The organism is Anaerococcus sp. HMSC068A02 (assembly GCF_001811125.1).
Classification (GTDB): Bacteria; Bacillota; Clostridia; order Tissierellales; family Peptoniphilaceae; genus Anaerococcus; species Anaerococcus vaginalis_C.
The window spans coordinates 12832-37155 of the sequence record NZ_KV803772.1; the positions used below are offsets into that span (position 1 = coordinate 12832).

Consider the following 24324-nt stretch of genomic DNA (forward strand, 5'->3'; position numbering starts at 1 on the left):
CAAGTGTAACGAGCGGAGAAATCTCATGAGATCTCTCCATGCGTTCGTTTCACTCACTTAGTCGAGATGGGTTTTAGCGTAATTTTATTCTTGAATTATTAATGAACTATTAAACTGACTTTGTCTACGCTCTGAAAGAGCCAGCTAGGCTCTTTTTTTATTTCTTCTAAAAAATATTCCAACAAAAATAAAATAAATTATTACAAAACTTCCAAAGCCTTTTGATAGGGAATTTGTATTTATTAGCTTGTCCATGCTTTTCATAAAAAATGGTGCTAAAAATACTCCTATATTACACCCTATAAAAATTAAATTTGTGGCTATTCGTGAGCTGTGACCTTTCACAAATCTTGGCACTTCTGCAAATATGTAAGGCATACACATTGATTGTCCAAAAGTCAAAAGTAAAATAGAAAATAAAAATCCTAAAAGATTATTTTCAAAATTTACTATCAAAAAATTTGCTAGTATAAAAAATCCCAAGCCAAAAAATATAGTTTTTTCTCTTAATTTCAAATTGATTGGTGTAAATAAAAATGCTGAAATCATTCCAACAATTGGCACAAAATTTAAATAAAAGCTTACATTTACATCAATCCCACGGCTTTGGCTTGCAACAAAAGGAAATCTCATTAGCATTGCCGTTCCATTTAAAATCATAAGCATGGCAAAAATTATAAAAAGAAAAATATTTGAATCAAAATTGATTTTTGCCTTCTCTTTTTCAATTTTTACATCTTCTACATTGTTTTTAAAAAATATAAAAATAAGAAATGCTGATGTATAAAGTGAAAAAGTGTACATATAATCAAATTTTACAAGGATTCCTGCCAAGGAAAAAAGAATTATTTGCCCAATAAATTCAAAAGCATTTCTTAGACCATGAAGTTTTGTTCTCTCATTATTATCATGGTAGAGCAAATTAATATAATTTGCCGAATGCCCATTAAAAAGACCAAGTCCTGCCCCAAGAAAAAATCTTGAAATAATTATTGATAAATAAGTCCTAAAAACAAGGGGGATAATTCCGCTAAATCCCACAAGCAAAAGTCCCAACAAAACTGTATTTTTTATTCCAATAAAAATAGCCAAATATTCTGCCAAAAAAATAAAAATCATAACAGCAAGGCTTGAAAGACTTATTATAAATTCAGCCTCATTTCTAGTAAGATTGAAGGCTTCTTGTATATAAACTAAACTTCCAGAAATTATGCTATTGCTTGTTAAAATCAAAGAAATTGATAAAATTGCAATTTTTTGTCTAATAGAATTTTCTTTCATTGTCTATCCAAATATTTTTCAAATAATTTATTAGAAAAATCTATCAAATCATGAGAAAAATCATTTCTCAAATATTTTTCATTCAAATCTCCAAGCCTAACCCTATCAAGAGCATCGGCATCCTTGAAAAGTTTTGACAAATATCTAGCCCTATCCATATCTTTTACAAAAAATTCTTCAATTGTTTCATCCATTTGTTTGTCAGGTCTTGAATGAACTGCCAAAACTGCTTGAAGAATATTTTTATCGCTTTCATTTATTTTTGCATAATCAATCGAATATAAAGCTGCCCTATAACCATGTTCTGTATCATAAGAATCGTCAACTCTTTTTGTATCATGCAAAGATGCTGCAAATCTTAAAATATCCGTATCATTTTTGTCCAATTTATAATTAAAAGCCAAAAGCATAGAAATAAAAATTACTCTTTCAATATGACCTTGACCGTGGATTTTACTTTGGTAAAGAATTTTTGTATTTAAATTTTTATAAGTATCTAATAAAATTTTGTAATAAGAAGAATTTTTAAAATCTTCAAAAAATTTATAATCTTCTAGCCATTTATCTTCATTTAATATTTCCAAAATAATCATAAGAAACTCCTTTTATTTCTTTAATTAATTATTATTATATCAAATCGGGTAAATAATTTATATAAAATTGTAAGTAGGTGATATTATGTTTATGAAAAGAGAAGATATAGAAAAAGAAATAGAAGAATGCATAAAAAAAGCAAAAAAATTTTCAAACCAAGGCGAACTTGCATCCTACATTCCTGAGCTTAAAAACGTAGACGAAAACGGCTTTGCCCTTTCTATTGTAACAACAGGCGGAGATATTTATAATTTTGGAGAAAAAGAAAAAATATTTTCAGTTCAATCCATTTCAAAAATTTTTACCCTAATTATGGCACTAAAAGACAACACAACAGACGAAGTATTTTCAAAAGTTGGAACAGAACCAACAAGATACGAATTTAATTCATTAATTCCAATTGACCAAAGAGCAGCAAATCCCTTTATAAACGCTGGAGCAATGACAACAACATCAATGATTTATGGAAAAAGCGAAGAAGAAAAATTTAATAGAGTTATGGAATTAATAAAACAAATGAGCAACGATGGCACATTTACATTTATGGAAAATATTTACAAATCAGAAATTTCTACAACAGACAGAAACAGAGCAATTGCTTATTATTTAAAAAGCAAAAATATTTTTGCCCAAAACGCTGATGAAGTTTTAGATTTATACGTTAGAATTTGTTCAATAGGAACAAACGTAGAATCCCTTGCAAAACTAGGAGCACTCCTTGCCAACGAAGGCTTTGACATCCACTCATCAAATTTAATAATTCCACAAAACATAGTCCAAATGACAATAGCCCAAATGGCATCGTGTGGAATGTACGAAAAAAGCGGAGAATATTTAATGAAAGTAGGCATCCCATCAAAATCAGGAGTAGGCGGAGCGATTTTAGGCGTTGTACCAAACAAATGCGGAATCTGCGTATATTCCCCAAGACTAGATAAGTCAGGAAATTCAGTTGTTGGGAAAAATTTATTAAAAATATTATCAGCAGATTTGGGACTTAATATATTTCTGTAGAAATATGAAAAGACTTTTTTGAATAAAAAATTTAATAAAATAATAAATCATAATATTTTTTTAATTCTTCGTTAGTTAAGGGGACAAATTAGGGGACTTCCGATTGTCCCCACAATTTTTCCCCTTAAACCCCTTTCAACGAACCCCCTTAACCGGCCCTTGCAGGGAGCAAAATTAGAAAGAAACTTGCGTTTCTTTCATTTTTTAATTTAATTAGCCAAATTTAATAAAAATATATACCCAAAATAAATAAATTCTAAGTTCATTAAAAGAGAAAAAATAAACTCACTAACGTTCAAACAATTTTTTCTCTAATAATTCACTTGAATTTATAATTATTTTTAAATAGCAATCAAGCTTTAAAAACTTGAAAGAAGCGAAGCTTCTTACATAATTAGCTCCATGCAATGGTCGGTTGTAGGGGGGCAAAAAAGAGGGGGTCGTTAGGGGGAGGAAAAAGGGGGAGAATCGAAACTCCCCCATTTCCTCCGCCCTAACATTACGAAGTATTAATTTTATAAAATAATTATTTTATTAATGAAAGAAATAAATGTATATAACAAAAAAAAGAAGCTTTTTCAAGCTTCTAAATTTAAAAAAATTTTATAAAGATTTAAGCATATCCACATATCTAGGCATTGAATAATTTTCTCTGGAAATTTCTTTTTCTAAATTATCTGCTACTTCTCTTATTTCTTCTGTGATTTTTCTGGTTTTTTCTTGAATGTAGATTGCTTTTTCTTCTATTTCTTTTATTTTTTCAAAATCTTTTAGAATTTCTTTTATTTCTTCTCCAAATTCTAATAAAATTTTTACATTTTCATTTATTCTTTTTGCCTTTTCTTCTAATTTTTCATTTTCTAAAAAGGCAAGATAGGATTTTATTTCCTTTATTTCTTTCATTGCTGAAGGAAGGATTTCTTGATAGATTAAATTTGATAAAATTTCAAGCTCTTGTTGGCAAAATTTTATTATTTCTTCAAATTCTACGTTTATTATTGAATCTATTTCTTTTTGGCTAAATATTTTTTCTTCTTTAAATATTTCGTATGATGAATTTTTCTTTGCATAGACTAAGGCGTCTAAGAAGCTTTTATGGTTAATAAGTCCTCTTTTTTCTGCTACTTTTATCCATTCTTTTGAGTATCCGTCGCCTTGGAATAAAATTTTTGAATTTTCCTTATAGATTTCTTTGACTATTTTATAGACTTCTTCTTTTAAATCTTTTTCATTTTTTCCTTCAAGTCTTTTGCCTATATCTTTTAAAACTTCTGCCATAGCAAGATTAATTACTGTGTTTAAATCTGCGGCTGATTTTGAGGAGCCTAACATCCTAAATTCAAATTTATTTCCTGTAAAGGCAACTGGAGATGTTCTATTTCTGTCTGATGAATCTGTTTGGATTTCTCCAAGATGTGGAATTTTAACTTTATTATTTATTCCTTTTATCTCTTGGTCTTTTGCTATTGATTTTAAAATATTTTCTAAATCTTCGCCGATAAAAACAGAAATTATTGAAGGTGGTGCCTCATTTCCTCCAAGCCTATAATCATTTGAAACTGATGATGAAGAAAGTCTTATTAAATTTTGGTATTTATTACAAACTTTAATCATTGCTGATAAAAATAATAAAAATAAATAATTATTTTTTGGGTCATCTCCTGGAGAAAAACAATTTTTTCCGTAATTTGTTGTAAGGGAATAATTATTGTGTTTTCCGCTTCCAGCCATATTTTTGAAAGGTTTTTCTTTTAATAGGCAATAAAGATTGTGTTTGATGGCAGTTTTTTCTAAAATATGCATCAACAATTGGTTGTTGTCTACGGAAATATTACAATTTTCATACATTATTGCAATTTCAAATTGGTTTGGCCCAACTTCATTATGCTCAGCCTCCATATAAATTCCCAAATTATATAACTGTTCGTTCACATCTTCAAAAAAATCATTTACTCTTTGAGGAATTGCACCAAGATAATGGGAAATTATTTCCTTTTCAACCATAGAATCACGTCCAACAAGACTCATTCCACAATATTCTAAATCTATTCTTTTATCATAAAATTCTTTATCAATTAAATAAAATTCTTGTTCAAGTCCAACTTTCGCCTTTACCCTATAAGTTTTTTCATCTTTCAAAAACATATTGCAAATTGGACTTGCATACTTGCTCAAGATATTCATTGATTCAATTAAAGGCAATTTTTTATCAAGTTTTTCCCCATAAAAGGAAACAAAAACTGATGGGATATATAAAACTTTATCTTCAATAAAAGAATTTGCAGTCAAATCCCAATATGTATAACCACGAGCCTCAAAAGTCGATCTCATTCCACCTGATGGAAATGAGGATGCGTCTGGCTCTCCTTTTATTAATTCGTTTCCAGAAAATCTATTGATTGGATTGTGTTTATCATCTCTATTTAAAAACGCCGTTTTTTTATTTGCAGTTTTTCCATTTAAAGGTTGAAACCAATGAGTATATGAAGTTGCCCCTTTTGAAATCGCCCAAATTTTCATAGCATGAGCGATGGAATCAGCAGTTTCTTTATCAAGAGTTGTATTATTTCTTGCAGCCTCTTTCCACTTTAAATAAACAGGATAAGGGACATTTTCTTTCATAGTTTTTTTATCAAAAGCCAAATTTCCAAATTCTTTTAAATCCATATTTTTACCTTTCTTGATATTTTAAAATTTGTTTAAATAATTATATCATAAAAAAATACATATTAAATTTTTAATGCATAATTTTTGGTAAAAAATATTTTTTTACTTTATAAATATTTTGCAAATTAAATTTAATTAATTGACACTGTATCAATATAATGATAAATTAATAGTAGTTGAAATTATAATAATTCGAGGATGGGAAAATGAGAAAAAACAAAAAAATAATTTTATTGTTATCCACTCTTATTTCTTTTCAATTATTTGCACCAACAAATACTTCTAAGGCAAAATCTATTTTAATAAATTATGATCTTGCAGAAGGTGTAAATGTTAGAGAAAAACAGTCTTTTGCAGATGATTCTAAAATATTAGGAGGAATAGATTATCCTGATTTTTATGAAATAAAAGAAGAAAATGGCAATTGGTTAAAAATTAATTTTGAAGGAAAAGATGGATATGTAGCAAAAATTTGGTTTCATATTTTGGATGATATGAAAGCAATTAAAAATGGCAAAATTTATGAAAAAGCTGACGAAAAATCAAAAGAAATTTCAAATTTTAAAAAGAAAGAAAAAATTGATTTAATAGATTTTGATTCTAACAAAAATTTTGTAAAGGTCAAAAAAGGCGACAAAATTGGTTTTGCAAAAATTGATAATTTTGATTTATCAAAAAAAGATGAAAAAGATTTAAATAAAATAAAAGATAAATACAAAAAAATATATGATTCTGTAAAAAGATATATGGATTATCTTGATAGGAATAATTTGAGTTTGTATCCGATTGATCAACAAGATAAGGCAAAAGAAAATGAAATTGTTAGAAATTATGTGGTAGATGAACCAGAAGAAAAAACTGAAGAAGTTGAATATATCTATTACACAGTTTCAGGAGATGATATTGGATCACAAGCCTATAATTTTGCAACAAAATTTATTGGAAATCCTTACGTTTGGGCTGGCACAAGTCTTACAAATGGAGTTGATTGTTCTGGATTTACCCAACAAGTTTATAAAGAATTTGGAATTAGTCTTCCTCACTTTGCTCAAAGCCAAGCTGATTATGGAAAAACTATAAAACTTGGAGAAGAAAAAGCAGGAGATTTGGTATTTTATGGAACAAGCCTTTCAAATATTACCCACGTTGCAATTGCCGATGGCCAAGGAGGAATTGTTCATGCAGCAAATCCTAGAAGTGGAATTATAACTTCAGGAATTGGAAATCCAACAATTATAAAAAGATTAATTGAAGATTAAAATACGCCCTTTGCGGCGTATTTTTTTATTGTAAGCAAAAAAAAATAATGTTATAATTATTTAAAAGATTAAATTTTATAGAAATTAATTAGTAAATATAAAGGAGTTAAAAATGACAGATACATTAAATCCATTAGAATCTGCACAATTACAAATAAAAAAAGCGTGTGAAAAATTAAATTTAAATCCAGCAGTTTATGAAATTTTAAAACAGCCTCAAAGATTTATAGAAATTTCTATTCCAGTAAAAATGGATGATGGTTCTCTAAAAGTTTTTAAAGGATATAGATCAGCTCACAACCATGCCCTAGGTCCTTCAAAAGGTGGAGTAAGGTTTCATCAAAGTGTAAATGTAGAGGAAGTAAAAGCTCTTTCAACTTGGATGACTTTAAAGGCAGGACTTTTGGCAATTCCTTACGGTGGTGGTAAGGGCGGAATATGTGTTGACCCAAAAGAATTATCTGATAGAGAACTTGAAAGTCTTTCTCGTGGATATGTTAGAGGCTTGTACAAATATTTGGGAGAAAGAATAGACATACCAGCTCCTGATGTAAATACAAATGGAAAAATTATGTCATATTTTATTGACGAATATACAAAATTAAATGGCGACAAAGAAGATTTCGGAACTTTTACAGGCAAGCCTTTAATCCTTGGTGGAAGTTTGGGTAGAAGTGAAGCTACAGGATATGGAGTTGTTATTACAACAAAATATGCAGCAAAAAAAATTGGACTTGATTTGAAAAATGCAGAAATTGGTCTTCAAGGTTTTGGAAATGTTGGAAGTTTTACTTTAAAATATTTGCTAGAAGAAGGTGCTAAAGTTAAATATCTTTCTATAAGAGATGAAAATGAAGAGTGCGGAAGATCAGCCCTATATTCTGAAGATGGATTTGATTATGAATCTTTACAAAAATATAGAGATGAAAATAAAACTCTTGTAGGCTATCCTAAGGCAAAAAAAATATCTGATGAAGAATTTTGGAAAACAAAATTTGATATTTTAATTCCTGCAGCTTTAGAAAATATAATTACTGAAAAAATCGCCAAAAATTTAGATGTAAAATTAATTGCAGAAGGTGCAAATGGCCCAACAACTCCAGAAGCTGATATTATTTTAAAAGAAAAAAATGTAGAAGTAATTCCAGATGTCCTAGCAAATTCTGGTGGAGTTTTGGTTTCATATTATGAATGGATTCAAAATCAATATGGAAATTATTGGTCAAAAGAAGAAGTTCAAGAAAAACAAGAAAAAGATATGCTAAAAGCTCTTGAAGGAATTTTTGAAATTAAAGAAGAATTTGATACAAATATAAGAGAAGCATCTTATATGTTTGCAATCAAAAGAATTGCAGAAGCAATGGAGCTTCGTGGTTGGTATTAAAAAATCTACATTTATTAGCCAATAATTTGAAAAAATAAAAATAAAATTATATGCAAATACTTAGTTTGTAAATTACAATTTTTTGCACAAAAATGGAGGAGAAATCTAGATAGATTTCTCCTCCATTTAATTTTAAAATATTTTTTTTAATTTTTAATTATTTGAACTATCGTCATTTGAATTTGTAAAAGATGCAAATAAGTCTTTGAAAAATTGTACTATTTTATCCCAAAGACCTGACTCTTTTATATCATTTCCTACTTTGTCAATGTCTTCTTTGTTGTCTTCGTAGAATTTTTTTCCTTTTTCTGTCAAAGTTCCTGCAAATTTTTTAAGATTTTCTTCTACTGCCTTGCTATCAATTGCTGGGCTTTCTTGGTATTTTTCAAAATAATTTACTAAAATTTGGATATTATTATTTGATAAAATATCTCCCATATTTACATTGTTCAAAGCATCTTTTATAAAAATTTGAATTTGCTCGCTATCGGCGGTTTGTCCATTTTTATCTTTGTAATCTTTTAAATTTTGTTTTACTTCTGCAACTGCTTGGTCCAATTTGTCTTTGTCAAAAGATTCCTTATTTTCATTTTCTTCGCTTATTTTCTTTAATGTTCCAAGCTCTTCTTGGGCAGTTTGAGTGCTTTGTGTATTAACTTTTTCTCCATACATCTCTATTGCCTTATACACTCCAACAAGGGCAGATTCTCCTGTAACTTTTGTTGGACTTGCAACTTTAATTTCTGCATCAGTAATTCCTGATGTGATTGCAGCGTTTGTGTATTGGCTTTGAGTAATTGATGTAATATTTTCTGGTGTTAAAATTTCTACCTTGATTCCGCTTCCCTTTGGAAGTTTTTTTACTGAAACTGATGAAATCATATTATAATCTTCTGCTTTGTAGCCCAAATATTTTTGGCAATCGTCGCCATTTACACTTGATTTATTTATATCATCAGATAGTCCCAATTTATTTTTTACTTCTTGAATTTGATTTTGATTTAAGCCAGCTCCATACATATAAGCTTCTTTTTGTGAATCGAATTCTCCACTTGCTTTTGCAACTTGTGGGATAATTAAAATTAATCCCAAGGCAAATGCCTTTAACATTTTGTTTTTAAATATTTTTTTCATAATATCTCCTTATAATTTTTCGATTTTTTCTACTAATTTATCAAGGTCACTTTCTTCAACTTCTTCAATTTTTCCTTGGTCAATCAAACTTGTAATTTCTGGATTTATTGCAAGTTTTGCTACTGTATCAATTTTAAATTTTTCAGCAATTTCGTCGGTTTTTCCTTCTCCAAATATTTTGTAAATATTTCCTGTATCTTTCGCCTTAAAATAAGACATATTTTCAACTATTCCAAGAATTTCTTTGCCCATCATTTTTGCCATATTTAATGATTTTTCTACAACCATTCCTACCAAATCTTGAGGAGTTGTAACTGCAATAGCACCATCAATATTCAATGATTGGAAAACTGTAAGTGGAATATCACTTGTTCCTGGTGGCATATCAATTAATAGATAATCAATTTCGCCCCAATCAACGTCTGTGTAAAATTGTTTTAAAACATTATTTACAATTGATGATCTCCAAACAACTGGAGCGGATTTGTCTTGTAAAACTAAATTTATTGACATAATTTTTATTCCGCTCTTGCTTTCTGGCGCAATTAAAGTTCCATCTTCAAGACTTCTTACACTTTCTTTTATGCCAAAAGCTTGTGGGATTGATGGGCCTGTTATGTCTGCATCCAAAATCGCAACTTTATTTCCATCTTTAGAAAGTTTTGATGCAAGCATACTTGTTACAGAAGATTTGCCAACACCTCCCTTGCCTGACATTATAGCAATTGTTTTTTTTATATTTGATCCTTCTTTGGGTTTTATTATAAATTTATCGAAATTCATTTTCTTTTGTGTCATTTCTATCTCCTTTAAGATTTTTTCAAATATATTATATGGTATTTTTTATATTTTTCTATTTATAATTTATCCCAATTTTTTCAAGCTAATAATATCTTATAATTTTGTAATAAAAAAGTTTTTAAAGCGTAAATCAAAAAAATTATAAATTTCCAAATAAAAATATAAATATTTATTTGACAAATGTAATTTGAGGATGTATCATTAGTCTAAGATTAAATATAAAAACTTTGAAAAGAAGAGTAGCTAATAAATTATATGCACAGAGAATCTTTGTAGGCTGAAAAAAGATCTTATAATCTTAGTGAATAAAGACTTAGAGTTGTACCGAGGATATTTTGATTCGGTATCGTATTTTGCACGTTATAGCAAAGGGGTATAATTTTGTACTTTCTTATTGGATCCTTTGAAAGTATATTTTGTACTTTATAAGGATATTTTTGTGAAAAAATATTAAATTTGGGTGGTAACACGGTCTTCGTCCCTTGGGATGCGGATCGTTTTTTTTATATTTAATCCATAAAAAAGTTACGACTAAAAAACTAGAAAAAAATTTGGAGGAAATAATGAAAAAGGTATTAAAGTTTCTTATGGCTTTTGTTTTGACTTTTGTTTTTACAATGGGAATTTCACACGCCGATGAGGACACATTTAAGGTTGGAATGGAAGTTAATTATGCTCCTTTTAACTTCTCACAAGTTAATGATGCTAATGGAGCTGTTGAAATTAAAAATTCTAAGGGAGAATTTGCAAATGGATATGACGTTCAAATTGCAAAAAAAATTGCTGATGAACTTGGAAAAAAATTAGAAATTTATAAAATCGAATGGGACGGTCTTCCACCTGCTCTTACAAGTGGAAAAATTGATGCAATTATTGCTGGTATGAGCCCTACTGCTGAAAGAAGAAAAGAAATTGACTTTACAAATTCATATTATATTTCTGATTTGGTTATAGTTTTGAAAAAAGATTCTTCTTTTGCAAAGGCAAAATCTATAGCTGATTTTAAAGATGCAAAAATTACTGGACAATTAAATACTTTCCATTACACAGTACTTGATCAAATTGATGGAGTTAATAAGCAAGCTGCAATGGAATCTTTCCCATCAATGATTTCTGCAACAAAAGCTGGAAATATTGATGGATATGTTTCAGAAAAACCTGGAGCAATGTCAGCCGTTTCTGCAAACGAAGATTTAACTTATGTAGAATTTGAAAAAGGCAAGGGATTTAAAACTGAAACAGACGATACATCAATTGCCGTAGGTCTTAGAAAAAATTCCCCAATGAAAGATCAAATAAACGACATTTTATCTCAAATGAATGTCAAAGATCAAGATAAAATAATGAATGAAATGGTAAAATTATCAGAAGATGATGGCGAACAACTTTCATTTTTTGGACAAATGAAAGCTATTTGGAGCGAATATTCTTCCCTATTTATAAACGGAATTTTCTCAACACTTTTCATTTCAATTATTTCAACCTTGATAGGATTTGTAATTGGACTTATAGTTGCAGTTATTAGAAAAATAAAAGTAGATAAAAATAAAAATATTTTCGCCTATATTTTACAAAAAATTGTAAACTTTATCTTGGTTTGCTACATAGAAGTATTTAGGGGAACTCCAATGATGGTTCAAGCAATCCTAATTTTTTATGGCGCAAAACAATTTTTATCAATCGATATGTCAACCATGCTTGCAGCCTTTATAATAGTTTCAATTAATACTGGAGCTTACTTATCAGAAGTTGTAAGAGGCGGAATAAATTCAGTTGACGAAGGACAATTTGAAGCTTGTAAGGCACTTGGAATGACCCATTCTCAAACAATGTTTAATGTTGTAATTCCACAAACAATAAAATCAATTTTGCCAGCAATTGCAAACGAATTTGTCGTAAATATAAAAGATACATCAGTATTAAACGTAATAAGCGTAACAGAATTATTCTTTGTATCAAAATCAATAGCAGGTTCAACCTACCAAATATTCCAAACATATTTGATAACTGCAATAATATATTTCATTTTAACTTTCATAACAACAAGAATTATCTTGTTAATTGAAAAGAAATTTACCAACAAAGAATTTGTACTTGGATCTGTAACAGGAGGAATTCATGCCTAATATAATAAAAGTAAATAATCTAGAAAAAAAATTCGGACAAAATTTAGTTTTAAAAGATATAAATATGGAGGTTCAAAAAGGAGAAGTAGTTACAATAATCGGCTCATCAGGCTCAGGAAAATCTACACTTTTAAGATGTTTAAATCTATTAGAAGAACCAACAAGCGGAGAAATTTTGTACAAAAATGAAAATATTTTAGATAAAAAATTTGACCTAAGAGCCTACAGAACAAAAGTCGGCATGGTTTTTCAAAATTTTAATTTGTTTGAAAATAAAACTGTCCTACAAAACTGCACCCTAAGCCAAGAAAAAGTTTTAAAAATTTCAAAAAATGATGCAGAAGAAAAAGCAAAAAAATTCCTACAATTAGTAGGCATGGACCAATATATAAACGCAAAGCCATCACAAATTTCTGGTGGGCAAAAACAAAGAGTTGCCATAGCAAGAGCCCTTTGCATGGATCCAGAAGTTTTACTTTTCGATGAACCAACAAGTGCCCTTGATCCAGAAATGGTTGGAGAAGTTTTGGAAGTTATGACAAAACTTGCCAAAAAAGGAATCACAATGATAGTAGTAACCCACGAAATGGATTTTGCAAGAGAAGTTTCAACAAGAGTTTTGTTTATGAATGAAGGAATAATTTTAGAAGAAGGATCTCCAGAAGAAATTTTCACAAATCCAAAAAATCAAAGAACAAAAGATTTCTTAAAAAGATATATGGGATAAAGCAGGATTTTTCCTGCTTTTTATTTTATATATTTTTAGTATAATGGAAATGAAAAGAGGTAATTATGGAAAATAAATTAATAGAAATTTTAAATAATGGCTCATCATTTGCATACGGATTTTTGCTAGATGAAAATGAAAAAAATTATTTGATAAAAAACCTAGACGATCAAGGAAGATTTGACGGTTACACTTTGATTTCAAAAGATTTAGTAAAAATAAATGAAAATTCTGATTTTTTGAAAAAATTAAAAATTTATAATGAATATTGGAAATCAACTAAAGAAGGAAAGACAGACGAAAATATAGGCGAAATTTTTAAAAATATTCCAGATTTTTTTGATATAGTAAAATACGCCAAGGAAAATAAAAAAATAATAAATTTGGGCAAATCCTTAGATTATTTCGACCAAATTTGTGGCTATGTAAAAAATATAGAAGACGATTTTGCAATAGTTGACGCAGTAGATATAAATTCCGGACAAATTTACGATGAATTTGAAATTGACATTAGAGAAATTAACTATATAGAAGTTGAATCTATAGATAATATTTTGCTTGATTTTGTAAATAAAAAGTAAGATTTTATATTTTAAAAGTCTCAAGGTTAAAATTAAAACTTATATATATTTAATAGAGAGATCTCTTAGGTTAAACTTATTTTTAAATTTTACTCTTTCTTTGAGATCTCTCCGCAAGGTTAAATGGGTATTGACGGATTTTTTAATTATAAATTTTTTTATAATTAAAATTACTTTTACTTTATAACTCTTGAATTTTTTCTTTTAATTCAAGGCTTGTTTGGTAGACGTCTTTTGCATCCATTATTGCTCTTACCACGCAAATTCCATCAACTTTTGTATTTTTTAATATTTCTACATTTTCAATATCTAAACCACCGATTGCATAAATATCTATGTCCACTTCTTCTTTTATTTTTTTCAAAGTTTCTATTGATGTTCTTTTGGTTTTTACGTGAGTTTTGGTTTCAAAAATCGCTCCAACTCCCAAATAATTTGCTCCATCTTTTTTTGCTTTTTTGGAATCTTCTACTGATTTTGCAGTTGCTCCTATTATTGCTTTTTCTCCCAAAAGTTTTCTACAAAGTGCAATTGGCATATCATCTTTTCCAACATGAACGCCACAGCCAAGAGCCCAAGCAAGATGAACCTTATCATCAATTAACAAAGGAATATCGTATTTGTCACAAATTTTTTTTACTTTTTTCCCTAAATTTAAAATTTCAATATCAGATTTTTCTTTTTCTCTCAATTGAACAATATCTACTCCGCCTTTTATGGCATCTTCAATTCTTTCTAAAAATTCTTCTTCGCTGTATTTATCTGAATTTGTTACCAAATATAATTTTTTCACAAATTTCCCTCCCTTATTTTTGCTCTTTTTATAATTTCTTCATCGCTGATTTCTGATATATTATCCATCAAATTTACAAAAAAACTATAGGGCTTTTTTGTATCAGAAATTTCTCCAGATATTTCCAAAATAAGAAGAGCTAAAATTGACGCATCGATTGGATTTGAAACTGATAAAAATGTAGAAATTAAGCCTGTCAGCATACAACCTGTGGCTGTAATTTTTGAAAGATTTTCACAACCATTTTCAAACAAAAAATACTTATCATCTTTTAATAAAATATCAGTTTTTCCTGTAATCAAAACTGTCGTTTTGTATTTTTTTGAAAGCTTTTGAGAAATTTCCGTAAAATATTTTATATTTTCACAAGAAATCTTATCCTCATCTCCTGCATCTATTCCTTTGGCATGAGATTTTTCTCCACAAAGAGAAAGAATTTCTGATGAATTTCCTTTAATGACTTCAAATTTATATTTTTCTAGTAAATTTTTTGCAAAATCAAGCCTAATTTTGCTTGCACCAACTCCAACCACATCCATTATTACGGGAATATTTTTCTCATTTGCAAACTTTGTCGCTATTTCCATTGCTTTTAATCTCGAATTTGTAATATTTCCAAGATTTATAGAAAGAGAATCAGAAATTTTTACAATTTCTTCCATTTCATCTTCACATTCGGCGCAAATTGCCTTGGCTCCTTGAAATAAAATCGCATTTGCCACCATATTTATGGCAATTGGATTTGTAATTGCGTGAATTAATGGAATTTTTTCCCTAACAAGTTTTCTATTTTCAAGAATTTTTTTTAGATTTTTCATAGACATTTACTCCAAGCTTTTTTTGTATGGAATATAAAACTTTAGATTTTTGCAAAGTTTTTAAGAAAATATAAGCTACACTTCCTCCAATAATTGTTGCAATTGTAAAAGAAGGCAGGTAAAAATACCAAGTTATATCGCCTGTTCCATAAAATAATTTCATAACTGGATAAGAAACAATAGCTCCAATTATTCCTGTTCCAATTATTTCTCCAACTACAGCTGCCAATAAATTTCCTTTCGATTTTCTATAAAAAATTCCTGAAAGCATAGCCCCAAAAATTTGTCCAGTTATGGCAAGAGGAGGAATTCCTAGAAAACTCATTCTCAAAAATGCAGTTATTAATCCATTTAAAAGCGAATACCAAGGGCCCAAAAAAACTGAGCAAACAATATTTACAAAATGAGCCGTTGGAGCAAAACCTTCAAATCTTAAAATTGGAGAAATAACAACTCCAATTGTCACAAACATACAAAGAGTTAGCATAATAAGCAAAGAATTATTTTTTTTCATAATCTCTCCTAAACATTTATATAATCAGTAAAAACTGGAGTCATGCCAATTGCTTTTAAATCTTTAATTGCATCGTCACAAGACCTATTATCGGCAATTTCAAATTGCTCATCTCCCGTATCTTGAGAATTTTTTGATCTATGACCGATTGACGTATCAACTGATGCAGAAATTTTTGTTGCTGCATATTTTACTGCCAAATTTCTAAAATCACGATCTTCTCTTGTTGAAAGAGTTATTGATGCAAATGGCAAAAATATTCTAAGAGCAAGCATAATTTGGAAAAATTTCTTATCATTTACTTCAAAAAATTTAAGCTCATCTGCCCCGTGAGTTGGTCTTATTCTTGGAAGAGAAATTGCAATTTCTGCGTGAGGATATTTTTTTTGAATTTTTTGAGCGTGAAGACCTAATTTAAATGCTTCTTCAATTGGATCATTTAGGCCAAAAAGTGTACCAAAACCTACTCCCCTAAATCCTGCCATCATTGCTCTTTCTTGAGTATCGATTCTATAAACCCAAGATCTTTTGTGACCATAAGGATGGTAAAAATCATAAGTTTTTGGATTGTAAGATTCTTGAAAAACTGTAACAAAATCTGCCCCTGCCTTTTTTAATTTTTTATAATCATCTACATTTGCAGGATAAACTTCAATTCCTATTGTTTTGAAATATTTTTTGGCAATTTCACAAGCTTTTGCTATATAGTCTACTGATGAAAATTTTTGACTTTCCCCTGTTAAAATCAAAACTTCTTCGATTCCCGTATCTGAAAGAGCCTTCATTTCTTCTTCAATTTCTTCAAAATTTAATTTTGCCCTTTTTATATCAGATTTTGCCCTAAAACCACAATACCTACAAGAATTTTCACAATAATTTGCTATATAAATCGGAGAAAAAAGACAAACATTATTTCCAAAATATCTTACCCTCTTATCTTTTGCAAGCTCTCCCATTTTTTCCAAATGATTTAAAGCTTTGTCGGATAAAAGATTGTAAAAATCTTCTTCATCAAGTCTATCTTTTTCTAAACTTCTTAGAATATCAGAATCACTTACATTTTTATTTTTTATTTTTTCGTAATTATCTAAAACTTCGGTTTTTATATGAGAATTGATTATATCCATTTCTGGAAAATAATCTGTAACTTTTTTAATATTCATTTTAATCAAAAAAATCTCTTAGTGGAGATGATGGATCAGCTCCAGATTCTAAAACTCTACCTGGTTTTGAAAGATAAGCAAGGCGGCCTGCTTCAATCCCAAGTTTAAAAGCTTTTGCCATCATTGTAATATCAGATGCGCTAGCAATTCCTGTATTTGCCATAATTGCACAAGTTCCCATTTCCATCGCCTCTGCGGCTTGACTTGGAAGACCAATTCCTGCATCAACAATTACTGGAAGATCAACTTCATCAATAATTATTTTTATAAATTCTTTTGTAACAAGGCCCTTGTTAGATCCAATTGGAGCAGCAAGTGGCATTATAGCAGCGGCTCCCGCATCTTTTAAATCTCTTGCATAATTTAAATCTGGATACATATAAGGAAGAACAACAAATCCTTCATCAGCCAAAACTTTTGTAGCCTTCAAAGTCTCTTCGTTATCTGGCAAAAGATATTTTGTATCTCTCATAATTTCAATTTTTACAAAATTTCCACATCCCATCTCTCTTGCAAGTCTTGCAATTCTAATTGCCTCATCAGCGTTTCTTGCTCCAGATGTATTTGGAATAATTGTAACGTGTTTTGGTATATAATTTAAAATATTTGCCACATCTTTTGTATTAGCTCGCCTTAGAGCAACTGTAATCATTTCACATTCTGCGTTTTTTACAGCAGCATCAATCAAATCTACAGAATATTTCCCACTACCAAGAATAAATCTTGAATTAAATTCCTTGCCACCTAGTATAAATTTATCTTCCATAATAATCCTTCCTTATTTTTTTCAAACACTCAAGTGCCTCAAGGCTTGCCATAATTGATACATAGGCAAGATAAAGCCCATCTTTTTTTGCGTCTGATTTAAAATCACCAACCATAGTGATATTATTTATTTTTTTTACCTTAATATCTGAAAAATCTCCAAGTCCTGCCATGCCCGATGCGGTAAAAAGAAATTTATTTTCTTTTTTTGAAAAATAATCAAAAGTCATGACCTTGGACTCTTTCTTGTCAAAAGCTTCAATAAAATAATCAGTTTTTTCAATAATTTCATCCATATTTTTTTCATCCAAATGCATATTTTTTGCATGAATTTTTGTAAAGGGAATAGTTTCTTCGATTATTTTTTTTGTTGCAAGGACTTTTTCTTTGCCAATATCAGAAATTTTATAATTTTGCCTGTTTAAATTCGAATATTCAACCTTATCAAAATCATACAAGAAAATTTCTCCAATGCCCGCTCTTGCCAAAATCATTGCAACATTTGAACCAAGTCCCCCACAACCCAAAATCGAAACTTTTGCTTTTTCAAATATTTCATTGTCATTTTTATTTTGTCTTTTTAAAATTTTATCTCTTAAATCCATCAACCCCCTCCAACAAATGAAAAAACTTCCACCTTATAGCCATCTTTTACAAGAAAGTTTTTGAAATTTTCTCTTTTTACAAGCTCTTGGTTGACTTCGACAGCCACAAAGTGAGGATCGAATTTATTTTCTTTTAAAAATTCATACAAGGAAATTTCATTTTTTATTTTTACTTCCTTGCCATTTATTAAAACCATATTCACCTCCTAAAAAAAAGAACACAAATAGAAACCATACCCGAGGTGGTATGCCCCATTTGTGTTTTGCACATAGATTATTTGACTAACTACTATAAATTAATTTTTTATTAGGATCAAAAAAAAGACCCTAACTAGGGTCTTTAAACTTCTTTTAAAAAATCGTCGCTTTCTTACGCAGGTTTTAACCTAATCAAGTTTAAAGGGTTGATGAAAAATCATCTCTCAGCTAAAAGCACCCCTAGCTATTTTTATTATAGGACAAATTTATTTTATTTGCAAAATATTTTTTACCTATCTTTTAAAGATATGTAATTTTTTATTTGGCTTAGTGATTTGTAGGCTGGTCTTATTATTTTTGAATCTTCGATTTGTTCAAGTCTGTGAGCAGCCCATCCAACTGTTCTTGCTATGGCAAAAATTGGTATATATAAATCTTTTGGAATATCTAGCATTTCATAGCAAAATCCTGAATATAAATCTACATTTGCACAAATCGGATATGGTTTTTTTAATTTTTCCATCAAAAGCCTTCCACCAATTTTTTCGATTTTTTCTATAAATTCAAAATCTTTTTGTCTATTTTTTATTTTTGAAAGCTCTCTTGCCTTCTCTTTTAATAAAACTGCCCTTGGATCTGAGATTGTATAAACCGCATGTCCCAAACCATAAATTAAACCTTTTTTATCAAAGGCCTTTTTGTCCAAAATTTTTTTCAAATATTTTTCTATTTCTTTTTCATCTTCTATATTTTTTAAATTTTCCCTAATATTTTCAAGCATTTGACTTACTTTTAAATTTGCTCCCCCATGTCTTGGACCTTTGAGCGAACCAAGTCCTGTGGCAATGGCTGAATAGGTGTCAGTTCCTGATGATGAAACCACGTGAGTTGCAAAGGCAGAATTATTTCCTCCTCCGTGTTCTGCATGAATTATTAGTAATAAATCCAAAATATCTGCTTCTTCTTTTTTATATTTTTGGTCGATTCTAAGCATAGAAAGTATATTTTCTGCAATTGATTTGTTTTCATCTTGATTGTGAATTACCAAAGATTTTCCATCAAAATTGTGAATTTTAACTTGGTAGGAATAAATTGCAATTATGGGCATTTTTGAAATCAAGGACAGAGATTGGGACAAAACATTTAAAGTATCTGTATCATCAGCCATTTCATCATAAGAATAAAGGGCAAGCACTGACCTCATCATTATATTTACGATATTATTGCCTGGAAGATTTAGGATTGTATCTTCAAAAAATTTATTTGGCAAATTTCTTTCTTCTACTAGAATTTTTTTGAAACTTTCTAGGTCGTTTTTATTTGCCAATTTATTAAAAAGCAAAAGATAAATAATTTCTTCAAAGCCAAATCTTTTTGTATTATTAAAATCTTCTACCATTTTTGTAAGTGGATAACCCCTATAAAAAAGCTCTCCTTGGCTTGGAATTTTTTCTCCATTTTCGATTTTATAACCGCATACATCGCCGACTTTTGTTACTCCAACCAAAACTCCAGTCCCATTTTTATTTCTAAGTCCTCTTTTTATAGAAAATTTATCGTAGAGATTTTTATCTATTGTATTTTCTATTTTTATTTTTTTTGAAAGGTCTACAAGTTTATCTTTATTCATTTTCTCCTCCCAAATTTTTGATTATTTCTTGGGTGATTTTTTCCAAACTTGCCTCTCCGCCCAAATCTTTTGTATAGTTTTTCTTATCTTCCATTGTTTTTTCAATTGACTTTCTTAATTTTTCGGACAAATTTCCTTCCCCAATATCATCAAGCATAAGAGCTGATGTTAAAAGCATGGCAATAGGGTTTGCAAGATTTTTCCCAGCAATATCAGGAGCAGAACCATGAACTGATTCATAAATTGAAATATCCTCTCCCTTATTTACTCCAGGAATTAAGCCAAGTCCACCGACAAGACCTGCTCCCAAATCTGACAAAATATCTCCGTACAAATTTTCAGTTACTATCACATCAAATTTATTTGGATTTAAAACCATTTGCATGGCAGTATTATCTACCAAAAGCTCTTCAAATTCTATATTTGGATAAGATTTTGCAATTTCACGTCCAACATTTAAAAACAAACCATCAGTAAATTTCATTATATTTGCCTTGGTAACTATGGTAACTTTTTTCCTATTAAATTTTTTTGCATATTCAAAGGCTGCCCTTATAATTCTTTCAGATTTTTTTCTTGTGATTACCTTGATTGAATGAAATTCGTCATCAGAAATTTTTTCTTCAAGTCCCATATACAAATCTTCAGTATTTTCCCTAAAAATTACCATATCGACATTTTCATATTTTGTTTTTATATTTTTGATTGATTTTATTGGCCTAATATTTGCAAAAAGATCGTATTTTTTTCTAAGCTCAACATTAATTGACCTAAAACCATGTCCAATTGGGGTTGTGATTGGACCTTTAATAGCAATTTTATTTTTTTCAATTGATTTAAAAACTTCATCTGGAATAAAGGTATTTTCCTTTTCAAAAACGCTCGCTCCAGCATTCACTTCTTCAAATTCAACCTTTGATCCCAAAGCCTTTAAAACTTTTTTCATAGAATCGCAAATTTCTGGACCGATTCCATCTCCTTTTATCAAAGTTACTTTCATAATTACTCCAATTCTAAATTTTTGGCATAATTTAAATAGCCACCCATTTTTAATATTTCAATTTCTCTTTTTGAAAATTCTCCCCTAACTTTTATTTCTATATCCTTATCCAAATCTTTTAAAATAAATTCCCCGCTTTCTAAAGAATTTTCTATATTTTTTATTTGAATATTATCAAATTCTGATAATTTTTCATAGTCACTTTCATTTTCAAATTCTAATGGCAAGATTGCATTGTTAATCAAATTTGACCTGTGGATTCTTGCAAAAGATTTTGCAATAACTGCTTTTACATTTAAATACAAAGGAATAAGAGCAGCGTGCTCTCTTGATGATCCTTGACCATAATTTACACCAGCAACAATAACCCCACCTGAATTTTCCTCAGCTCTTTTTTTGAAATCGTCGATTTTTGTTGTAAAGGCAAATTCTGATAAATATTCTATATTTGACCTAAATGGCAAAAGCCTAGCGTTTGATGGACAAATATCATCAGTCGTAATTCCATCGCCCGCCTTATAAATTATTTTTGAATTTATTTCAGAAACAGGACTTGCCTTTGGAAATGGTTTAATATTTTTCCCTTTTACAGTTTCTTTAATTCTTTTTGATAAATCTTCTTCCCTTTTTATAAAATAAGCATCAGTGTGGTCAAAAATAATATTTTCGTCAAAATCTTTTTTAAATTCAGCATCTTTTGGATTTGATATGAATCCATTAAGAGCAGAAATCGCACAAGTTTCTGGACTTGCCAAATAAATTTTAGCATCAATTGTGCCAGATCTTCCCTTAAAATTTCTATTAAAAGATCTTAGAGAAATTCCACCAGCTTTTGGAGCTTGACCCATGCCAATGCAAGGTCCACAACCCGATTCCAAAATCCTAGCACCCGCCTTAATCATTTTTGCAAGGGCTCCATTTTCTGATAATTTTTCCAAAATTGTGGCAGAACCTGGAGAAATTACAAGTGACACGTCAGGATGAACTTTTTTCCCATCAAGAATTGATGCAACCTTCATCATATCCATATAAGATGAATTTGTGCAAGATCCGATTGCAACTTGGTCGATTTTTATTTTCTCCATTTCGGAAATTTTTTGGTAGCAGTCAGGAAAATGAGGTCTTGCCACAGCAGGCTCAATTTCGCTTAAATCAATTTCCATAACCTCATCATAAAAAGCATCTTCGTCTGCCTCTAATTTTTTGTAATCTTCTTTCCTATTTTGACTTGTTAAATATTTTAAAGTATTTTCATCAGATGGAAAAATTGAAGTCGTCGCCCCAAGTTCTGCTCCCATATTACAAATTGTCGCCCTGTCGGTTACTGACAAAGATTTTACACCCTCTCCAGAATATTCCATTATATATCCCGTTCCGCCTTTGACAGACAATTTTCCCAAAATATATAAAATTAAATCCTTGGCATTTACATAATCCTTCAAAGAATTTTTGAGTTTTATATTAAAAATTTTTGGCACTTTTATAAAATAAAAACCTCTTGCCATAGCAACAGCCACATCAAGTCCCCCTGCCCCAATTGCAATTTGTGCCAAAGCACCGCCCGTTGGAGTATGAGAATCAGAACCTAAAAGAGTATTGCCAACTTTTCCAAATTGTTCCAATTGAACTTGGTGGCAAATTCCACAACCAGCTTTTGAAAAAGTTATACCAAATTTATTTGCAGCAGATTTTATAAATTCATGGTCGTCAGCATTTTCAAATCCTTGTTGGAGAACATTATGATCAATGTATGCAAGAGAATTTTCAGTTTTTACATCCTCAATTTCCATTGCCTCAAGTTGCAAATAAGCCATAGTTCCAGTAGAATCTTGAGTTAAAGTTTGATCGATTTTAATACAAATCTCCTCGCCAGTTTTAATCTTTCCTTGTAAAAGATGGTTTTCTAAAATTTTTATAGCTAATGATTTTTTCATTTTTTACCTCTTTACTTTAATATATTATTGTAATAATTATACGCCGAAGTAAAATAATTTCCAAAAAATATCCCCACCTAAAGTGAGGATTTATTTTGTTAAATAAAAAAAATTTTTTATTCGTGCTTTAGCAATTAATTCAATAAAAAATTTAACACATCTAAAGCGTGGCAAAAAACTCTAAGTTTAATTTTTCTTTTATACTTGCTTTTACCTTGAGATCTCTTGGATTATTTTTGCTAATAAAAAAATTCACGGGAAATTTTATTCTAAAAAATCCCCATGAATTTTAACTACATATTCTTAGCCTTATTAAAAGAAGCCTCAACTGCCTTTATCAATCCTGCCCTAAAATTATTTTCTTCCAAGGCCTTCACTCCTTCGATTGTTGTTCCTTTTGGGCTTGTTACCTTATCTTTTAAAAGTCCTGGATGCTCTCCTGACTCTTCCATTAATTTTGCTGATCCTATTATTGTTTGGGCAATCAATTTGTAGGAAACATCTCTTTTTAGTCCACACAAAGCCGCCCCATCAGACAATCCTTCCATAAATAAATCCACAAAAGCAGGCAGACAACCATTTACGACACTTGCCGCATCAAATTGATTTTCATCAATTTTTATAGCCTTGCCAAAAGATGAAAAAATTTCTAAAGCATTTGAAAATTCATCATCACTCACATTTGAATTTGGACAAAGAATTGACATCCCTTCCCCAACAGATGCAGGAGTATTTGGCATGGTCATGACAATTTTTTTGTCAGATCCCAATAAATTTTCAAGTTTTTCAAGATTAAAGCCTGCAGCAATTGAAATAAATACTTTATTTTCCAACAAATCTTTTATTTCATCAATCACTTCTTTATAATAATTCGGTTTTACAGCCAAAATTATATAATCAGAATTTTCCACGACTTTTCTGTTTTCCATAATAGAAACTTCTTTATCCTTAAAAAATTCCAAATTAGATCCCCTATTAGATAAAAAAAGTTCATTTTGATCCAAAAGACCTTTTGCAATAGCAGAACCCATGTTTCCAATGCCGATAATACCAATTTTCATATTTCCTCCTTATAGAAAAATATATTTATTTTTGTTTTTTCTTAAAGTTTATTAATGTATTAATTTTATTCTTCGTAGACTTAGGGCGGAAGGAACAGGGGACTTCCGATTGTCCCCTTTTTCCTTCCCCCTAAGAACCCCCATCTTTATAACCCCTTAACCGGCCCTTGCAGGGAGCAAAATTTAGAAAGAAACTTGCGTTTCTTTCGTTTTTTTAATTTCTATCTAAAATTAAATAAGAAAATAAGCCCAAAATAAATAAATTCTAAGTTCAT

General features: G+C 29.6%; 22 protein-coding genes, 1 riboswitch and 1 other annotated feature. Of the genes, 6 read left to right on the forward strand and 16 right to left on the reverse strand.

All coding sequences use genetic code 11. The features are described from left to right. Positions 1 to 144: 144 nt before the first annotated feature. Positions 145 to 1281, reverse strand: coding sequence for an MFS transporter (locus tag HMPREF2782_RS08245; RefSeq protein ID WP_070642266.1), 1137 nt, complete (start codon positions 1279 to 1281; stop codon positions 145 to 147). Beyond that, complete coding sequence (locus tag HMPREF2782_RS08250) at positions 1278 to 1874, reverse strand: HD domain-containing protein (RefSeq protein ID WP_070642270.1); 597 nt, start codon at positions 1872 to 1874, stop codon at positions 1278 to 1280. Before HMPREF2782_RS08250 ends, HMPREF2782_RS08245 begins: the two co-directional genes overlap by 4 nt. An 85-nt stretch (positions 1875 to 1959) precedes the next feature. Between HMPREF2782_RS08250 and glsA the strand changes: the two genes are divergently transcribed. Then, positions 1960 to 2889 (forward strand): glutaminase A, encoded by a 930-nt coding sequence (glsA, locus tag HMPREF2782_RS08255; RefSeq protein ID WP_070642273.1) that lies wholly within the window; start codon positions 1960 to 1962, stop codon positions 2887 to 2889. Between the two features lie 603 nt (positions 2890 to 3492). Here glsA and HMPREF2782_RS08260 read toward each other — a convergent pair. After that, complete coding sequence (locus tag HMPREF2782_RS08260) at positions 3493 to 5556, reverse strand: glutamine synthetase III domain-containing protein (RefSeq protein WP_070642276.1); 2064 nt, start codon at positions 5554 to 5556, stop codon at positions 3493 to 3495. A 206-nt stretch (positions 5557 to 5762) separates the two neighbouring features. On the opposite strand from HMPREF2782_RS08260, the gene HMPREF2782_RS08265 reads away from it, so the two are divergent. Continuing rightward, positions 5763 to 6815, forward strand: a complete 1053-nt coding sequence (locus tag HMPREF2782_RS08265) for a C40 family peptidase (RefSeq protein ID WP_070642278.1) — start codon at positions 5763 to 5765, stop codon at positions 6813 to 6815. A gap of 112 nt (positions 6816 to 6927) precedes the next feature. Continuing rightward, the gene (locus HMPREF2782_RS08270) at positions 6928 to 8199 is read left to right on the forward strand and encodes a Glu/Leu/Phe/Val family dehydrogenase (RefSeq protein WP_070642281.1); all 1272 of its coding nucleotides are present in this window, start codon (positions 6928 to 6930) and stop codon (positions 8197 to 8199) included. A 153-nt stretch (positions 8200 to 8352) separates the two neighbouring features. On the opposite strand, the gene HMPREF2782_RS08275 is transcribed toward HMPREF2782_RS08270, so the two are convergent. Both HMPREF2782_RS08275 and HMPREF2782_RS08280 read right to left on the reverse strand, forming a co-directional pair. Next, positions 8353 to 9333 carry a DUF1002 domain-containing protein gene (locus HMPREF2782_RS08275; protein ID WP_070642284.1) on the reverse strand — a complete coding sequence of 327 codons (981 nt, stop codon included), beginning with the start codon at positions 9331 to 9333 and terminating at the stop codon, positions 8353 to 8355. A 9-nt stretch (positions 9334 to 9342) separates the two neighbouring features. Beyond that, complete coding sequence (locus tag HMPREF2782_RS08280; protein ID WP_070642286.1) at positions 9343 to 10131, reverse strand: Mrp/NBP35 family ATP-binding protein; 789 nt, start codon at positions 10129 to 10131, stop codon at positions 9343 to 9345. A gap of 221 nt (positions 10132 to 10352) precedes the next feature. Beyond that, positions 10353 to 10620 (forward strand) — a binding site (T-box leader). Between the two features lie 77 nt (positions 10621 to 10697). On the opposite strand from HMPREF2782_RS08280, the gene HMPREF2782_RS08285 reads away from it, so the two are divergent. From HMPREF2782_RS08285 to HMPREF2782_RS08295, 3 genes are all read left to right on the forward strand, one after another. Continuing rightward, positions 10698 to 12260: an ABC transporter substrate-binding protein/permease gene (locus HMPREF2782_RS08285; protein WP_070642289.1), complete on the forward strand. Its 1563-nt coding sequence runs from the start codon at positions 10698 to 10700 to the stop codon at positions 12258 to 12260. Further along, positions 12253 to 12987, forward strand: coding sequence for an amino acid ABC transporter ATP-binding protein (locus HMPREF2782_RS08290; protein WP_070642291.1), 735 nt, complete (start codon positions 12253 to 12255; stop codon positions 12985 to 12987). The genes HMPREF2782_RS08285 and HMPREF2782_RS08290 overlap by 8 nt, the downstream gene beginning before the upstream one ends. Positions 12988 to 13052: 65 nt before the next feature. Continuing rightward, positions 13053 to 13568: a hypothetical protein gene (locus HMPREF2782_RS08295; RefSeq protein WP_070642294.1), complete on the forward strand. Its 516-nt coding sequence runs from the start codon at positions 13053 to 13055 to the stop codon at positions 13566 to 13568. Between the two features lie 181 nt (positions 13569 to 13749). Here HMPREF2782_RS08295 and thiE read toward each other — a convergent pair whose 3' ends face one another. The 11 genes from thiE to proC all read right to left on the reverse strand — a co-directional run bounded on the left by thiE (position 13750) and on the right by proC (position 24049). Next, a complete protein-coding gene (thiE, locus tag HMPREF2782_RS08300; RefSeq protein ID WP_070642297.1) occupies positions 13750 to 14361 on the reverse strand; it encodes a thiamine phosphate synthase in 612 nt (203 codons plus the stop codon). After that, the gene (gene thiM, locus HMPREF2782_RS08305) at positions 14358 to 15179 is read right to left on the reverse strand and encodes a hydroxyethylthiazole kinase (RefSeq protein ID WP_070642300.1); all 822 of its coding nucleotides are present in this window, start codon (positions 15177 to 15179) and stop codon (positions 14358 to 14360) included. Before thiM ends, thiE begins: the two co-directional genes overlap by 4 nt. After that, entirely contained in the window at positions 15154 to 15693 is a 540-nt protein-coding gene (gene thiW, locus HMPREF2782_RS08310) for an energy coupling factor transporter S component ThiW (protein WP_070642304.1), read from the reverse strand. Before thiW ends, thiM begins: the two co-directional genes overlap by 26 nt. A gap of 8 nt (positions 15694 to 15701) precedes the next feature. Next, positions 15702 to 16856 (reverse strand): 2-iminoacetate synthase ThiH, encoded by a 1155-nt coding sequence (thiH, locus tag HMPREF2782_RS08315; protein WP_186821671.1) that lies wholly within the window; start codon positions 16854 to 16856, stop codon positions 15702 to 15704. 1 nt (position 16857) lies between these two features. Further along, the gene (locus HMPREF2782_RS08320; protein WP_070642309.1) at positions 16858 to 17622 is read right to left on the reverse strand and encodes a thiazole synthase; all 765 of its coding nucleotides are present in this window, start codon (positions 17620 to 17622) and stop codon (positions 16858 to 16860) included. After that, positions 17612 to 18226 (reverse strand): sulfur carrier protein ThiS adenylyltransferase ThiF, encoded by a 615-nt coding sequence (gene thiF, locus HMPREF2782_RS08325; protein ID WP_070642311.1) that lies wholly within the window; start codon positions 18224 to 18226, stop codon positions 17612 to 17614. Before thiF ends, HMPREF2782_RS08320 begins: the two co-directional genes overlap by 11 nt. After that, on the reverse strand, positions 18226 to 18423 hold the full coding sequence (gene thiS, locus HMPREF2782_RS08330; protein ID WP_004812827.1) for a sulfur carrier protein ThiS: 198 nt from the start codon (positions 18421 to 18423) through the stop codon (positions 18226 to 18228). The genes thiF and thiS overlap by 1 nt, the downstream gene beginning before the upstream one ends. Before the next feature lie 153 nt (positions 18424 to 18576). Continuing rightward, a riboswitch (TPP riboswitch) is annotated at positions 18577 to 18676 on the reverse strand. A gap of 37 nt (positions 18677 to 18713) precedes the next feature. Further along, on the reverse strand, positions 18714 to 20054 hold the full coding sequence (locus tag HMPREF2782_RS08335) for a citrate synthase (RefSeq protein WP_070642314.1): 1341 nt from the start codon (positions 20052 to 20054) through the stop codon (positions 18714 to 18716). Continuing rightward, positions 20047 to 21054, reverse strand: a complete 1008-nt coding sequence (locus HMPREF2782_RS08340; protein ID WP_070642316.1) for an isocitrate/isopropylmalate dehydrogenase family protein — start codon at positions 21052 to 21054, stop codon at positions 20047 to 20049. Before HMPREF2782_RS08340 ends, HMPREF2782_RS08335 begins: the two co-directional genes overlap by 8 nt. 2 nt (positions 21055 to 21056) lie before the next feature. Further along, positions 21057 to 22988, reverse strand: coding sequence for an aconitate hydratase (locus tag HMPREF2782_RS08345; RefSeq protein ID WP_070642319.1), 1932 nt, complete (start codon positions 22986 to 22988; stop codon positions 21057 to 21059). Between the two features lie 293 nt (positions 22989 to 23281). Next, positions 23282 to 24049 (reverse strand): pyrroline-5-carboxylate reductase, encoded by a 768-nt coding sequence (proC, locus tag HMPREF2782_RS08350; protein ID WP_070642321.1) that lies wholly within the window; start codon positions 24047 to 24049, stop codon positions 23282 to 23284. Positions 24050 to 24324: the final 275 nt, after the last annotated feature.

What these genes read in the sequence shown, in the direction of transcription:
- thiS (WP_004812827.1), bottom strand. Translation starts at nt 18,423, where the DNA reads ATGGTTTTAATAAATGGCAAGGAAGTAAAAATAAAAAATGAAATTTCC.
- HMPREF2782_RS08290 (WP_070642291.1), top strand. Translation starts at nt 12,253, where the DNA reads ATGCCTAATATAATAAAAGTAAATAATCTAGAAAAAAAATTCGGACAA.
- glsA (WP_070642273.1), top strand. Translation starts at nt 1,960, where the DNA reads ATGTTTATGAAAAGAGAAGATATAGAAAAAGAAATAGAAGAATGCATA.
- thiF (WP_070642311.1), bottom strand. Translation starts at nt 18,226, where the DNA reads ATGGATTTAAGAGATAAAATTTTAAAAAGACAAAATAAAAATGACAAT.
- HMPREF2782_RS08295 (WP_070642294.1), top strand. Translation starts at nt 13,053, where the DNA reads ATGGAAAATAAATTAATAGAAATTTTAAATAATGGCTCATCATTTGCA.
- HMPREF2782_RS08320 (WP_070642309.1), bottom strand. Translation starts at nt 17,622, where the DNA reads ATGGAAGATAAATTTATACTAGGTGGCAAGGAATTTAATTCAAGATTT.
- HMPREF2782_RS08260 (WP_070642276.1), bottom strand. Translation starts at nt 5,556, where the DNA reads ATGGATTTAAAAGAATTTGGAAATTTGGCTTTTGATAAAAAAACTATG.
- HMPREF2782_RS08245 (WP_070642266.1), bottom strand. Translation starts at nt 1,281, where the DNA reads ATGAAAGAAAATTCTATTAGACAAAAAATTGCAATTTTATCAATTTCT.
- proC (WP_070642321.1), bottom strand. Translation starts at nt 24,049, where the DNA reads ATGAAAATTGGTATTATCGGCATTGGAAACATGGGTTCTGCTATTGCA.
- HMPREF2782_RS08335 (WP_070642314.1), bottom strand. Translation starts at nt 20,054, where the DNA reads ATGAATAAAGATAAACTTGTAGACCTTTCAAAAAAAATAAAAATAGAA.
- HMPREF2782_RS08285 (WP_070642289.1), top strand. Translation starts at nt 10,698, where the DNA reads ATGAAAAAGGTATTAAAGTTTCTTATGGCTTTTGTTTTGACTTTTGTT.
- thiW (WP_070642304.1), bottom strand. Translation starts at nt 15,693, where the DNA reads ATGAAAAAAAATAATTCTTTGCTTATTATGCTAACTCTTTGTATGTTT.
- HMPREF2782_RS08250 (WP_070642270.1), bottom strand. Translation starts at nt 1,874, where the DNA reads ATGATTATTTTGGAAATATTAAATGAAGATAAATGGCTAGAAGATTAT.
- thiH (WP_186821671.1), bottom strand. Translation starts at nt 16,856, where the DNA reads ATGAATATTAAAAAAGTTACAGATTATTTTCCAGAAATGGATATAATC.
- thiM (WP_070642300.1), bottom strand. Translation starts at nt 15,179, where the DNA reads ATGAAAAATCTAAAAAAAATTCTTGAAAATAGAAAACTTGTTAGGGAA.
- HMPREF2782_RS08270 (WP_070642281.1), top strand. Translation starts at nt 6,928, where the DNA reads ATGACAGATACATTAAATCCATTAGAATCTGCACAATTACAAATAAAA.
- HMPREF2782_RS08345 (WP_070642319.1), bottom strand. Translation starts at nt 22,988, where the DNA reads ATGAAAAAATCATTAGCTATAAAAATTTTAGAAAACCATCTTTTACAA.
- HMPREF2782_RS08275 (WP_070642284.1), bottom strand. Translation starts at nt 9,333, where the DNA reads ATGAAAAAAATATTTAAAAACAAAATGTTAAAGGCATTTGCCTTGGGA.
- HMPREF2782_RS08280 (WP_070642286.1), bottom strand. Translation starts at nt 10,131, where the DNA reads ATGACACAAAAGAAAATGAATTTCGATAAATTTATAATAAAACCCAAA.
- HMPREF2782_RS08265 (WP_070642278.1), top strand. Translation starts at nt 5,763, where the DNA reads ATGAGAAAAAACAAAAAAATAATTTTATTGTTATCCACTCTTATTTCT.
- HMPREF2782_RS08340 (WP_070642316.1), bottom strand. Translation starts at nt 21,054, where the DNA reads ATGAAAGTAACTTTGATAAAAGGAGATGGAATCGGTCCAGAAATTTGC.